The 13,016-nt window shown below is 64.2% G+C and carries 17 protein-coding genes; 16 read left to right on the forward strand and 1 reads right to left on the reverse strand.

Translation table 11 applies throughout. From position 1 onward, the window contains the following. The 7 genes from BLT68_RS00785 to dnaE form a co-directional block, all read left to right on the forward strand. A partial coding sequence (locus BLT68_RS00785) for a purine nucleoside phosphorylase YfiH/LACC1 family protein (protein WP_131800056.1) occupies positions 1 to 350 on the forward strand: 350 nt, incomplete at its 5' end. Between the two features lie 171 nt (positions 351 to 521). Next, a complete protein-coding gene (locus tag BLT68_RS00790) occupies positions 522 to 974 on the forward strand; it encodes a cell division protein SepF (RefSeq protein ID WP_050694589.1) in 453 nt (150 codons plus the stop codon). A 9-nt stretch (positions 975 to 983) separates the two neighbouring features. Further along, the gene (locus tag BLT68_RS00795) at positions 984 to 1,295 is read left to right on the forward strand and encodes a YggT family protein (RefSeq protein ID WP_074632465.1); all 312 of its coding nucleotides are present in this window, start codon (positions 984 to 986) and stop codon (positions 1,293 to 1,295) included. A gap of 175 nt (positions 1,296 to 1,470) precedes the next feature. Next, positions 1,471 to 2,043, forward strand: a complete 573-nt coding sequence (locus tag BLT68_RS00800; protein ID WP_050694590.1) for a DivIVA domain-containing protein — start codon at positions 1,471 to 1,473, stop codon at positions 2,041 to 2,043. 70 nt (positions 2,044 to 2,113) lie between these two features. Further along, complete coding sequence (lspA, locus tag BLT68_RS00805) at positions 2,114 to 2,614, forward strand: signal peptidase II (RefSeq protein WP_074632467.1); 501 nt, start codon at positions 2,114 to 2,116, stop codon at positions 2,612 to 2,614. Between the two features lie 11 nt (positions 2,615 to 2,625). After that, on the forward strand, positions 2,626 to 3,579 hold the full coding sequence (locus BLT68_RS00810; protein WP_050695735.1) for an RluA family pseudouridine synthase: 954 nt from the start codon (positions 2,626 to 2,628) through the stop codon (positions 3,577 to 3,579). A gap of 75 nt (positions 3,580 to 3,654) precedes the next feature. Continuing rightward, complete coding sequence (dnaE, locus tag BLT68_RS00815) at positions 3,655 to 7,197, forward strand: DNA polymerase III subunit alpha (RefSeq protein WP_050694592.1); 3,543 nt, start codon at positions 3,655 to 3,657, stop codon at positions 7,195 to 7,197. 54 nt (positions 7,198 to 7,251) lie between these two features. Here the strand turns inward: dnaE and BLT68_RS00820 are convergent, their stop codons facing one another. Continuing rightward, the gene (locus BLT68_RS00820; RefSeq protein ID WP_050694593.1) at positions 7,252 to 7,482 is read right to left on the reverse strand and encodes an RNA-binding S4 domain-containing protein; all 231 of its coding nucleotides are present in this window, start codon (positions 7,480 to 7,482) and stop codon (positions 7,252 to 7,254) included. A 93-nt stretch (positions 7,483 to 7,575) separates the two neighbouring features. Between BLT68_RS00820 and BLT68_RS00825 the strand changes: the two genes are divergently transcribed. The 9 genes from BLT68_RS00825 (at position 7,576) to BLT68_RS00865 (ending at position 12,944) form a co-directional block, all read left to right on the forward strand. Beyond that, the gene (locus BLT68_RS00825; RefSeq protein WP_050694594.1) at positions 7,576 to 8,223 is read left to right on the forward strand and encodes a hypothetical protein; all 648 of its coding nucleotides are present in this window, start codon (positions 7,576 to 7,578) and stop codon (positions 8,221 to 8,223) included. Beyond that, positions 8,220 to 8,420, forward strand: a complete 201-nt coding sequence (locus BLT68_RS00830) for a hypothetical protein (RefSeq protein WP_050694595.1) — start codon at positions 8,220 to 8,222, stop codon at positions 8,418 to 8,420. Before BLT68_RS00825 ends, BLT68_RS00830 begins: the two co-directional genes overlap by 4 nt. Then, the gene (locus tag BLT68_RS00835) at positions 8,420 to 9,187 is read left to right on the forward strand and encodes an SseB family protein (protein ID WP_050694596.1); all 768 of its coding nucleotides are present in this window, start codon (positions 8,420 to 8,422) and stop codon (positions 9,185 to 9,187) included. The genes BLT68_RS00830 and BLT68_RS00835 overlap by 1 nt, the downstream gene beginning before the upstream one ends. A gap of 321 nt (positions 9,188 to 9,508) precedes the next feature. Further along, on the forward strand, positions 9,509 to 10,132 hold the full coding sequence (gene infC, locus BLT68_RS00840; protein WP_278246123.1) for a translation initiation factor IF-3: 624 nt from the start codon (positions 9,509 to 9,511) through the stop codon (positions 10,130 to 10,132). 36 nt (positions 10,133 to 10,168) lie between these two features. Continuing rightward, positions 10,169 to 10,363, forward strand: a complete 195-nt coding sequence (gene rpmI / locus BLT68_RS00845) for a 50S ribosomal protein L35 (RefSeq protein ID WP_050694598.1) — start codon at positions 10,169 to 10,171, stop codon at positions 10,361 to 10,363. 27 nt (positions 10,364 to 10,390) lie between these two features. After that, positions 10,391 to 10,771 (forward strand): 50S ribosomal protein L20, encoded by a 381-nt coding sequence (gene rplT / locus BLT68_RS00850; protein WP_050694599.1) that lies wholly within the window; start codon positions 10,391 to 10,393, stop codon positions 10,769 to 10,771. Between the two features lie 3 nt (positions 10,772 to 10,774). Further along, entirely contained in the window at positions 10,775 to 11,623 is an 849-nt protein-coding gene (locus BLT68_RS00855) for a TrmH family RNA methyltransferase (RefSeq protein WP_074632470.1), read from the forward strand. A 48-nt stretch (positions 11,624 to 11,671) separates the two neighbouring features. Next, positions 11,672 to 12,664, forward strand: a complete 993-nt coding sequence (thiL, locus tag BLT68_RS00860) for a thiamine-phosphate kinase (protein ID WP_074632692.1) — start codon at positions 11,672 to 11,674, stop codon at positions 12,662 to 12,664. A gap of 91 nt (positions 12,665 to 12,755) precedes the next feature. Continuing rightward, on the forward strand, positions 12,756 to 12,944 hold the full coding sequence (locus BLT68_RS00865; protein ID WP_050694601.1) for a hypothetical protein: 189 nt from the start codon (positions 12,756 to 12,758) through the stop codon (positions 12,942 to 12,944). Positions 12,945 to 13,016: the final 72 nt, after the last annotated feature.

A 13,016-nucleotide genomic window follows, 5' to 3' on the forward strand; every position in this document is an offset into this window, starting at 1 on the left:
CGGGCAGGCGCGGACTTCTGGGAGGTATCCTCGCGTGTGCTGTCGGGGAAATCCGGGCGCGCGTGGACGGCCCGATCGACGCGATGATCGGCCCGGCGATCTGCGGCAGGTGCTACGAGGTGCCCCCCGAGATGGCCGAACGGAGTAACGCCGTGATGCCCGGCATCTGTGCGCGCACGTCGTGGGGCACCCCGTCTCTCGATCTGCCCGGTGCCGCGGCCAGATCCCTCGCCGATCTGGGGGTGAGAGTGGTCGTCGATGGGCGCTGCACTCTCGAGGATCCGCGCCTGTTCTCATACCGTGCCGAGCCCGCGTGCGGCCGCCAGGCGCTCATCATTGTGCCTGCTTGAATCGCCCGAGCGCCCAGGCCGGTCCGCTGGGCTTCGTCTCCCGGGCCTGATCCTTGATCGGCGACGCGTGATGAGCCTCGCCGCCTCTCCTTGCGACGCGCCGAGCGCGCTGCGCTTCGACGCTGTCGGTTGAATGTAGTTTGTGGCTAGGAACAGGCTGAAGGAGGAGCAATGAGTGAGTCGTTTGGTGCGCGTGCACGCAAGTTCATGGGCTGGTACTCACCCGAGGAGTCCATCGACGACTTCGAAGAGTTCGACGAGGTGGAAGAGGTAGTTCCCGTGGCTGACATCACGCCCATGACCCGTCCGACGCTGACAAGCATTCGGCGCGAGGAGCCCGTCGAGGACCTCACTCGCATCATGACGATCCATCCGACCGCGTACTCCGACGCCGTCACTATCGGTGAGGCGTTCCGTGACGGGACGCCCGTCATTATTAACCTGACCGACATGGGCGAGGAGGAGGCGCGCCGCCTCGTGGATTTTGCCGCCGGACTCACCTTCGGCCTGCACGGGGTGATCGAGCGCGTGACGAATCGCGTGTTCCTGCTCTCCCCGGCCTCTGTCGAGGTCGCGGGAGACAGCAGTTCCGCGCGTCGCGGCTCGCTCTATAACCAGGGTTGAGATTCACTCGTGATCGTTCTCGGCTGGATCGGGTGGGGGCTGAGCGTCCTTATCAACCTCTACATGATGGTGCTGTTCGCGCGCGTTATTTTGGACTGGGTGCAGTTTTTTGCGCGCGGGTGGCGCCCCCGAGGCATATTGCTGATTGTTGCCAACCTGCTCTATGCGCTTACCGATCCCCCGATCCGTTGGATTGGACGCTTCATTCCGCCACTTCGACTCGGCGGAGGGATGGCAATTGATGTGGGTTTCATGGTGTTGTTTCTTGTACTCATCATTGCACAGCGCTTCGCCAACGTTTTGTACTTTATTAGCCAGTAGGCATCGAATTGTAAGATGAGAGGTCCCACATTAGCGCAGCTCGCCCCGTGATGGATGTTGCTCGTGTGACAATTTCAGTTATTATTTTTGTGATGTGACAGCGGGCGGCCTTCCCGGTCGTCCAGGCATGCGGATGTATCTGCGTGTCCAATCGAAACGACCGAGAGGCGAAGAAATGGCCCTGCTCACTACCGAGGACGTCCTCAACAAGAAGTTCCAGTACGTCAAGTTCCGCGAGGGGTACGACCAGGACGAGGTTGATGAGTTCCTCGACGAGGTTGTCTCCACCATCTACTCCCTGCAGGTAGAGAACCAGGAGCTGAAGGAGAAGCTTGAGGCCGCCGAGCGTCGCGTCGCCGAGCTTTCCAACTCCGATTTCACCCCCGCCGAGACCCCGGCCCCTGCGGCCGCACCGGCTGTGGAAGCACCCGCCTTGATGCTCAACGGTCCCCAGGATGCCGAGTCCGCTACGTCGATGCTTGCTCTCGCCCAGCGTGTCCACGACGAGTACGTGCGCGATGGCGAAGAACAGAGCGCGAAGATTATCTCCGAGGCCAACGCAGAACGCGATTCGATCATCGCGGACGCCCAGAAGCAGAAGGAATCGCTGCTCTCTCAGCTCGATCAGGAGCGCGAGCTGCTCGAGAACAAGATCAACGGACTGCGTACCTTCGAGTCCGAGTACCGCTCGAACCTGCGCAGCCACCTCGAGTCCCTGCTCAGCGAGGTCGGCAACAACACGAACTGACCGCCCGCGCCTCCCCGGCGGCGGTGCACTCTTTTGTGCGCCGTCGCCGGAACTTTATGATTAGGAAACTATGGCTGACTCTTCCCGTCCGGTCCTCACCCGTGTCAACTGGCTCTTGGCCGCGCTCGTGTTCATACTTGCGGTCGCGACCGACCAGGCTTCGAAGATGTGGGCGCGCTTGGCGCTCGCAGATGCTTCCTCTCATCCCCTGCTGGGGCAGTGGCTATCCCTGCGGCTCATCCACAACTCGGGCGCTGCCTTCTCGCTCGGTTCTGATAAGACCTGGGTGCTGACGATTTTCACGGTGATTATCATCTGCTTCCTGGCGGCGCTGCTCTTTCGTGTCCGCAGCTTCTTTGCCCTGCTCGCCGTCGCGTTACTCATGGGTGGGGCGTGGGGTAACCTCATCGACCGATTGACCGCCGATCCCGGATTTGGTGTCGGGCACGTCACCGACTTCATCTCGTACGGTAACCTCTTCGTCGGCAACGTCGCGGACATCTGGATTGTCCTCGGTGCCCTGTGGCTGGTATTCGCGCTGTCCCGTGAGCCACACAAGGAGCCGCAGTGACCTCTCCCCGCATATTCCCCGTTCCCGACGCTCTCGTGGGCGAGCGGGTGGACGCCGCCCTGGCTCGTATGCTCGGCCTGTCGCGCTCGCGCTGCGCCGAGCTTGCCGGGGGCGGCACGGTCCTGATCAACGGGGTGGCGTGTGGCAAATCGGATCGCCTGAGCGCAAACGACATGATCGAAGTGACCATCCCCGAACCGGAGAAGAAACCGACGCCGGTAACCGACATGGCCATCTTGTACGAGGACGAGGACATCGTGGTCGTGGACAAGCCCGTCGGAGTCGCGGCGCACACCGGCCCCGGTTGGCAGGGCCCCACGGTTCTTAGCAACCTAGAGGCAGCGGGCTATCGCATCACCAGCTACGGACCGCCCGAACGGCAGGGGATCGTCCACCGACTCGACGTTGGAACCTCCGGGGCCATGATGGTCGCGAAGTCAGAGCTTGCCTATACGGTCATGAAGCGCGCTTTTAAGGAACGCACGATCGAGAAGGTGTACCACGCGGTCGTGGCCGGTCACCTCGACCCCACCTCGGGAACGATCGACGCCCCCATCGCACGCCACCCTTCGCGCGAGTGGCGCATGGCCGTCATTGACGGCGGTAAGCGAGCGGTCACCCACTACGACACTGTCGAACTGATGGCTCTCGCGCAGCTGACTGAGATTCACCTGGAGACGGGACGCACCCACCAGATTCGCGTTCACATGGCTGCCGTCGGGCACCCGTGCGTGGGGGACACGTTTTACGGGGCTGACCCCACGCAGGCCAAGCGTCTGGGCCTCACGCGACAGTGGTTGCACGCCGTACGCCTGGGTTTTGCTCACCCCCGCACGGGGATGCCGATGAGTGTGTCGAGCCCCTACCCGGGCGACCTCCAGGCGGCTCTCGAGGAGCTTCGCCACCCGCGCGCGGATCCGCTGACGAAGGGGCGAGCGCGGATGGGCCCGGCCGCGAAGCGATGAGCGCCGTGAGATGAACGACCACCGACCCGCGTCGTTCACCGGCCTCGCGCGGGCGGCGGACAGTAGAATCGAGACATGGCTGATTCCTTTGTGCACCTCCACAACCACTCCGAGTATTCGATGCTCGACGGGGCGGCAAAGACGAAAGCCATGGCGGAGGAGGCCGCCAGGCTTGGCCAGCCCGCGATCGGCCTGACGGATCACGGCTACCTGTTTGGCGCCTACGACTTTTACACGAACTGCCTGAACGCGGGCGTCAAACCCATCATCGGCCTCGAGGCCTACGTGACGCCGGGAACCTCGCGTTTCGATCGCCAGAAGGTCCTGTGGGGTGAACCGTGGCAGCGCTCCGACGACGTGAGCGCCGGAGGCTCCTACAACCACCTGACCCTGATCGCCTACAATACGACGGGCATGCTCAACCTGTTCCGCCTGGGCTCCTACGCCTCGACGGACGGGCAATTCGGCAAGTGGCCGCGCGCCGACAAGGAACTGCTGAGCCAGTTCCACGAGGGGCTCATCGTCTTCACCGGGTGTCCCTCGGGAGCCGTGCAGACGCGCCTGCGCCTGGGGCAGTGGGACGAGGCCGTGGCCGAGGCGGCCGAGCTGCGCGACATCTTTGGGCCCGAGAACTTCTACGTCGAGGTCATGGATCACGGGATCGACATTGAGCGGCGCACCCACCAGCAGGTCCTGGACATCGCCAAGCTGATGAACGCGCCCCTCGTGGCCACCAACGACTCGCACTACGTCAAGAGGGACGACCGCAAGATTCAAGATGCGCTCCTGTGCATCAACTCCGGGTCGCGCATCAACGACCCCGATCGCTTTAAGTTCGACGGGGACGGCTACTACATCCGTTCCTCCGATGAGATGCGCTCCCTGTGGAGCGAGCTGCCCGGCGCGTGCGACTCGACCCTGGAGATCGCCGAGCGCTGCGACGTGCATTTCACGACCACGAAGGAGGGGGCCAACTACATGCCAGAGTTCCCCGTCCCCGACGGGGAGGACAAGACTTCGTGGTTCGTTAAGGAAGTCGAACGGGGCCTGCGCGATCGTTTTCCGAAGGGGATACCCGACGCCGTGCGCAAGCAGGCTCAATACGAGGAAGACGTCATCATCTCGATGGGCTTCCCCGGCTACTTCCTCACCGTCGCCGACTACATCAACTGGGCGAAGTCGCAGGGCATCCGCGTGGGCCCCGGTCGTGGCTCGGGCGCGGGTTCCATGGTTGCCTACGCCATGAAGATCACCGAGCTGAATCCCCTGGAACACGGCCTGATTTTCGAGCGATTCCTCAACCCCGAGCGAATCTCTATGCCCGACTTCGACGTCGACTTCGACGAGCGGCGGCGCGATGAGGTCATCTCCTACGTCAAACGTAAGTACGGCGAGGACCGCATCAGTCAGGTCGTCACGTATGGAACCATCAAGACCAAGCAGGCCCTCAAGGACTCCGCACGCATCCTTGGCAAAGACTTTAAGGTTGGCGAGCAGCTGACTAAGGCGTTGCCCCCCGCGATCATGGGGAAGGATATCTCCGTGCGTGGCATCTTTGATGAGAAGGATAAACGCTATGCGGAGGCCGCCGAGTTTCGCAAGTTCTACGAGGACAACCCCGACACCCACGAGGTCGTCGAGTACGCGCTGGGGTTGGAAGGACTGACGCGCCAGTGGGGCGTACACGCGTGCGCGGTCATCATGAGCTCGCACACGCTCACCGACATCATTCCGATCATGAAGAGGCCCCAGGACGGGGCGATTATCACGCAGTTCGATTACCCGACGTGCGAGACGCTGGGCTTGCTGAAGATGGACTTCCTGGGTCTGCGTAACCTCACGGTCGTGTCCGACGCGCTGGAGAATATCGCGATCAACGGTAAGCCGGACCCGGATCTTGACCACCTATCCTTCGACGACAAGAAGACCTACGAGCTGCTGGGCCGGGGCGACACCCTGGGCGTCTTCCAGCTTGATGGTGGCGGCATGCGCGACCTCCTCAAGCTCATGAAGCCCGACAACTTTGAGGATATTTCGGCCGTCGGCGCCCTGTATCGCCCCGGCCCGATGGGCGCGAACTCGCACACGAACTATGCGCTGCGTAAGAACGGGCGCCAGGAGATCACGCCCATTCACCCGGAGCTGGCCGAGCCGCTCGAAGAGATCCTGGGGACGACCTTTGGTTTGATCGTCTACCAGGAGCAGGTCATGCAGATCGCCCAGAAGCTCGCGGGCTACACGCTGGGCCAGGCGGACATCCTGCGTAAGGCGATGGGTAAGAAGAAGAAGGAGGTCCTGGACCAGCAGTTCAAGGGCTTTAGCCAGGGCATGATAAACAACGGCTACTCGGAGGAGTCGATCAGGGCCCTGTGGGACGTCGTTGTCCCGTTCTCGGCCTACGCGTTTAACAAGGCGCACTCGGCCGCCTACGGTCTGGTGTCGTATTGGACGGCGTTCCTCAAAGCGAATTATCAGACGGAGTACATGGCCGCCCTGCTGACCTCCACGAAGGACAACAAGGACCGCCGAGCGTTGTACCTAGCGGAGTGCCGTCACATGGATATCACGGTTCTTCCCCCGGACGTGAACGCGTCGATGGGGAACTTCGCGCCTGACGGCGAGGCGATCCGCTTCGGGCTCAGCGCCGTCCAGAACGTGGGCGGTCCGGTCGTCGAGGCGATCGTGAAGACCCGCGCCGACAAGGGGCGTTTTGCCTCCTTCCAGGACTTCTTGGACAAGGTCCCGCAGGCGGTGTGCAATAAACGCACGATTCAGTCCCTGATTCGTGCGGGAGCCTTCGACTCGATGGGGCACACGCGCCGGGCGCTGCTGGCCCGGTGTGACGAGGCCGTGGACGCGATCATCGACGTCAAGCGCAACGAGGCGATTGGCCAGTTCGACCTGTTCGGCGCGCTGGAGGAGGACGCGACTTCGGGCAGCGGCCTGATGGTCGATATTCCGGATCTGCCCGAGTTTGATCGCAAAACGAAACTGGCTGCGGAGCGCGAGATGCTTGGCTTGTACGTCTCCGACCATCCGCTGCGCGGTTTGGAGGCTGCGCTCGCTCGCCACCAGGACTACGAGATTGCGCAGGTCATGGGGTCGGAAGGGGCGATGACGGACCGTATCGTCAAGATCGCGGGCCTCGTGTCGGGCGTGACCACGAAGGTGACGAAGCAGGGCAACGCGTGGGCGATCGCTACCATCGAGGACCTGTCGGGTTCGGTGGATGTGCTCTTCTTCCCGCGCTCCTACGAGTCAATTCAGACCTACCTGGCGCAGGATATCATCGTCCAGATCGAAGGAAAGGTGAACGTCCGCGAGGAGGGTATGACGATCTACGGACAGTCGATGACGCTCCTGGACTTGTCGGGTGGGGCGGATTTGCCCCTGGAACTGCGCCTGCCAGCGGCGCGCTGTACGCCGGAGCTGTTGACCGACCTGCGGAGCGTCCTGGAATCCTATCCGGGCGGTTCGCCGGTGCGTCTGCACCTGACCGAGCCGGGGCGAACGACGGTGGTCGAACTGGATTCGAGGCTGCGCGTCGAACAGACCAGTGCGTTCTTCAGTCACATCAAGGCCGTTGTGGGTGCTGGCGGCGTCGTATCGCCGTCCTAGACTCTCGGCTCAAAGCTCCACGCTCTCGCGCGGGGTCGAGTGCCCCCGCGTTTGTCAGGAAGAGACCCCGACGATCGCGCTGGCCCGGCCCCAGGGGGCATCGACCTCGACCACGTCCCCTTCGCTCAGGTGGTGTCCGCGCCTCGTCTCGACCTCTCCGTTAACGCTGACGTCGCCGGAGCGGATGAGTTCTCGGGCCTGTGCTCCGTCTTCGGCGAGGGACGCGAGCTTGATGAATTGTCCGAGCTTGATCGCCCCGCGAACGGGAATGATGGGGGTTGTCACGATGTGGTCCTTTCGGTTGTGGGACGCGCATGACGCGCGCGAGCGGTCGCGACCAGTATCCTTGGGTTGAGATACACACTATAAGGAGGAGCGGTGAGCGCTCACAACGACGATATCGATGCGGAGTTCCAGTCGCTGGTTGCTTCACTGGGTGAGTCGGATGCGTCGGGGACATCCCAGCCGACGCGCGACCTTGACGACACTCCCGTTGACGAGTCGCTGCACTTGGACGGAGGGCGCCTGTCGGTCGCTCTGGTGCTTGCGCCCATTTCGTATCCCGAGGCCCTGCATTCGCTGCTGGCGCTGACGGGGGTGCGCGAGTCGATTGTGCGTCTCAAGCCGTGGACCGCCGTGTGGTTGCGTGTCGGGACGACTCCCACCGACGAAGAGGAGCTGGACGCTCTGCTGACGGGGCAGCGGCCGATGCCCGATGCGGTGGATCGGGTCGCGCGCGCCGTGTCGAACCTGTCCAAGTACGGCGCCGTCGCGCTCATGAGCTGGCTGGTCGAGGGTGACGGCGTTGAACCGGGCGTGTCGGGGAGGATCTCCGCTCAGCGCTACGTGTGCGGTGAACCAGAGGAGACGATCCCCGCCGGCCTGCTTCTCGGGGCCATGCCGGCGGCGGCGGAGGACCTGCTGCTGGGGCGCACCACTCCCCTCGATTACGCGGATTCGGTCAGCGCTGACGGATGTCGGCACAGCGGCGGCCCCCTCGGTTGGTTCCGTCGCAAGCAGTCATGACGCTCCTGGACCCCTCGCCCGCTATCGGCGTGATGGGTGGGCGGGCGCAGCGTTTCTCCCCCGGTGAGATCGACGAAGGAAACCCGGGCTATCCGATTGAGGCCCTGCGTGACCTTTGCTCTGCGGGAGGGAACGCCGGTCAGGCCTCGAAACGGGGCGCGATCACGCTGGCCGTCGCCAGAAACGAGGAACACTGATGGCGCTTCGCGTGCCCAATCTCACCGAGGAACAGAAGAATCGTCTGGCGCAGCGCCTGTCGATGAACAGCCACGACCGCGCGGACGCCGGGCAGGAGCTTCCCCGGACAAGCCGAGCACTGGCCATGGGGGAGGGAAGCGACGCCGGTTGCGCCCGGCTGGAAGCGCTCGCCTCGGCCCTCGCTATCGAGCGCGTCATCGTTCCCATCGACGTCGAGCCAGCCCCACTCGTCAATGGAAAACAAGCGAAAAATAGCGGGCACAACCTGATCGATTTCGTGCGAACACACACCGTCTTAGGCGACGCGCTCGCGGTCTATTCCTCTGTCGATGCCCTCGGCGCCCACCTGCCCGGCGACCGGCCTATGGCGCTTGACTTTCGCATGATCGGCCTGGCCGCCCTGGTGGAAACCGGCGGGCGCGTTGTCATGAATCCTGCGACCGATGCCGTCTTCTTGCCGCGCCCGGCCGTCGCTGCTCTGGCCCAGGGGGACGAATGGCTGCCCGCCTGGCGCGACCAAGCCCTGCGCGACCTGCTTCTCGCTGACGCGTGCCGCGCGTGCCCGGCCGTCGTGGATCTGTCCATCGGCTATATGGGAGAAGGACTGACTCGGGTCGTTGTGGTCGCGGACCGCGGCCGCTTCGCGCGGGCAGATACGGCCTTGTCGGTCAAGGAAAAACTGGCCGAGGCGCTGTCTGCCATGGGGGAGAACCCGCGCCTGATCGCCGCCGCCGACCGAGTCGAGATGGTCCCCACTCTGAGGTAGGCCGCGGGCGTTGCGTGGGCTCGTTCGCCTGCGTCGGGGTGACGCGCGCAATGCCCCTGAATCTGGCGCCGCCGCGGCAACTCTGGTACCGTGAAGTGACCGTCCGGGCCTGTGCCCGGAACGCAAGCGGAGCAATCCCACCTGGATACCCGCCTCTCACTGGAAGAGGATGCCGCCCGCAGGGGCGTTGCGCAGGGAATCGGGTTTGAGTCGGCGCCCGAGCCGACCCGTGTGGAAGCCTCCGTGCGCGTCGCGTAACGGAGGCTTTTCGTTACGCGCACAAGGATTCTGTGGAAGGAGCCGCTCATCAGCGAGACTCGCATCAATGAGCGTATTCGAGTCCCCGAGGTTCGCCTCGTGGGACCCGGAGGTGAACAGGTCGGCGTCGTTCGCGTCGAGGACGCGCTGCGCCTGGCCGAAGAAGCCGGACTGGATCTGGTTGAGGTTGCGCCGAACGCTAAGCCGCCCGTCGCAAAGCTCATGGACTACGGCAAGTACAAGTACGAAGCTGCCCAGAAGGCCCGGGATGCTCGCCGTAACCAGGCGAACACGCAGCTGAAGGAAATACGCTTCCGACTCAAGATCGACGATCACGACTTTGGCGTGAAGAAGGGGCACGTTGAGCGCTTCCTGTCCGCCGGTGACAAGGTCAAGGTCATGATCATGTTCCGTGGTCGAGAGCAATCTCGCCCCGAGGCCGGCGTTCGCCTCCTGCAGCGCCTCGCCGAGGAGATCGGTGAGCTCGCCACCGTCGAGTCGATGCCCCGTCAGGACGGGCGCAACATGACGATGGTGCTGGCTCCCACTAAGCGCAAGGCTGACGCCCTGACTGAACAGCGCAAGCGCCGCGAAGCTGAGCGCGCGGAGCGTCGGGGCAAGCGCGCGGAACGCGCCAGCAAGGACCAGGCACGCGTGGCAGCTGAAAAGGCTGTCAAACAGGACTGACGGCGATACACGTCGCCCGACAACGAAGGAATAGAAATGCCGAAGAACAAGACTCATTCCGGTGCTAAGAAGCGCTTCCGCATGACCGGCTCGGGCAAGATCATGCGCGAGCAGGCCGGCGCCCGCCACCTGCTGGAACACAAGTCCAGCCGTAAGACCCGCCGCCTGGCGACCGACCAGGTCCTGGAGACCGCTGACGTCAAGCGCGTCAAGCGTCTGCTGGGCAAGTGAGCTCGAGCAAGAGGAGAACAGTAGAAAATGGCACGTGTTAAGCGTTCTGTCAACGCCAAGAAGAAGCGCCGTACCGTACTCGAGCAGGCCTCCGGCTACCGAGGGCAGCGCTCGCGCATGTACCGTAAGGCCAAGGAGCAGGTTACTCACTCCTTTGTCTACTCCTACCGTGACCGCAAGGCTAGGAAGGGCGACTTCCGCCGCCTGTGGATCCAGCGCATCAACGCTGCGTCCCGCGCCGAGGGCCTCACCTACAACCGTTTCATCCAGGGACTGAATCTGGCTGGCGTTGAGGTCGACCGTCGCATGCTGGCCGAGCTGGCCGTGAGCGACATCAACGCGTTCAACGCCCTGGTGAAGGTCGCCAAGGACGCCTTGCCCGCAAACGTCAACGCCCCCAAGGCCTGATAGGTGACGTTTTCCGCCGAGCGCCTGCCCATTATCGATAATCCGCGCGCCGATCGCGTGCGCCGGGTGTCGGCTCTGGTCGGGCGCTCGGCGCGTTCGCGTTCCGGTTTGATGCTGGTGGAGGGCCCCCAGGCCGTGCGCGAGCTCGTGCGTCATCGTCCGCGCGCCGTTAGGGACGTGTACGTGCGCGAGGACGCGTGGGAGGCGCACTCGGACATCGTGGACGCCGCGCAACGCGCGACGCGCTGGGTTCACCCGGTGACGGATGATGTGTCGGCCGCGCTCTCACGCGACGCGCAGGGGGTGTGCGCCGTCGCCTCGGGGGACGCGGTGGTGCGCGATCTGCCCCGGGCCACAGATGGTGAGACGCTCGTCGTCCTCGCGCAGGCACGGGATCCGGGCAATGTGGGCACCATCATTCGCACCGCCGACGCGTTCGGGGTGTGCGGCGTGATCGCCGTCGTCGGCACGGTTGACGCTGCGAGTCCGAAAGTAGTTCGCTCGAGCGTCGGTTCGGTGTTTCATCTGCCCGTTAGCCTCGTGCCCTCGTTTGACGTTGCGTGCCAGCTCGTGCACGGGCGCGGTGCCGCCTTGCTGGGAACCAGCGGGGGACGCGGTTCGCTGGATCTGTCCGGGCTCCTGGTTGCGGGCGTGTCGTCGCGCTCGCTGCTGTCGCAGTCTCATGCGTGGGTTTTTGGCAACGAGGCGCGCGGTATGTCGGACGAGGAGATGCGTGCGTGCGACGCGCTCGTGAGGATTCCGATGACGGGGGATGCGGAGTCGTTGAACGTTGCCGGTGCGGCGGCGACGTGTTTATTTGCTTCCCAAACGGTGCGGTGCTTCGCAAACTGAGATGCCGCTTTGCGGCGGCTGGCTGCGCGCGCGACTAGTCTTGGGGTCATGAAGTTAGCTGACCTGTCTGAGACCCAGTTGGTGTCTCATTTTCGCGAGGTTCTTCCCCCTGGCAATCGAACGATGATCGGGATCGGTGATGATTGCGCGCAGGTAGGCACGCCGGAGGGCTCATTCATCGTCACGACGGACGTGATGGTGGAGGACCAGCATTTCCGCATGTCATGGTCGTCCGGCTACGAGGTGGGGGCGCGCGTTGCGGCCCAGAACCTGGCGGATATTGACGCGATGGGCGGGCGGCCCTCGGCATTGGTTGCCTCCGTGGTGGCACCGCGCCACATGGATGCCGACGTTTTCCTGGATGTCGTGCGAGGCCTGGGGGATCGTGCCCGCACGGCCGGCGCGGGCGTTGTGGGCGGAGACCTGAGCGCGGGGGAGAAGCTGATCATCTCCGTGACGGCGATGGGATATTGCCCGGGACCCGTGGTGCGCCGGAGCGGGGCACAACCAGGCGATGCGCTCGCGGTCAGTGGGACGCTCGGGTTTTCCTACGCGGGTCTGGATCTGCTGGAGGGCGGCTTCGTCGATCCCTCGGAAAGAGGCAGTGCCCGGCTGGGGGACCTGGCTCCTTTCCTGCAGACTTACCGCGCGCCTGACCCCCCGCTGGGCTCCGGTGTGGCGGCGGCGAGCGCAGGTGTGCACGCGATGATGGACCTGTCCGATGGGCCGACCGCCGACGCGACCCGCATGGCTGCGGCGTCCGCGGTCGTGATCGAGTTTGACCGTCGGGCGTTGGAGACGGAAGCTCGGCTATTGGATGTGCCAGCCGCCGTGTGCGGGGGTGACCCGCTGCGGTGGGTGCTGCAGGGAGGCGAGGAACACGGGATGCTGGCTGCCTTCCCGCCGGACACTAAGCTCCCACGTGGATTCCGTGTCGTGGGTCGTATCCGAGAGCTTCGCGAGGGTGAGAGGCCCTGCGCGATGCTTGATGGTGAGGTTCTGCGCGGGGCGTGGGATCATTTCTCTCACGATTCCGCGTAGACTGGCTGTGATACGGGGATCCGGGTTTTCGTCGCATCGGAGCGACGGGGAGGCCCGAGGACCTCGTGACGATTATTGGAAAGGACCAGTAATGAAAGAATCGCCGCAGGACACCCAGGCCTCGCAGCGGATGTCGCGGGTGGCGCGCAAGCTTGCCGAGTCGTCAGAGGAGGTGTCGGCCACAGCAGGACTGTCCCTGCCTGCCTTGCCCGGTGACGCCTTAGTGCCGCCGACAAAGGCGCTGCCGGTCCTCGATCAGGGGGAAGACGAGGTCGGGTAGAGCAGCGGGTACCGAGGCGCGCTTTCGGCGATCCGGTGTCGGCCGCCCCGGTCTGTATGGTCCCTTTGCCGC

It is taken from the genome of Schaalia meyeri (genome assembly GCF_900105015.1).
GTDB classification, from domain to species: Bacteria; Actinomycetota; Actinomycetes; order Actinomycetales; family Actinomycetaceae; genus Pauljensenia; species Pauljensenia meyeri.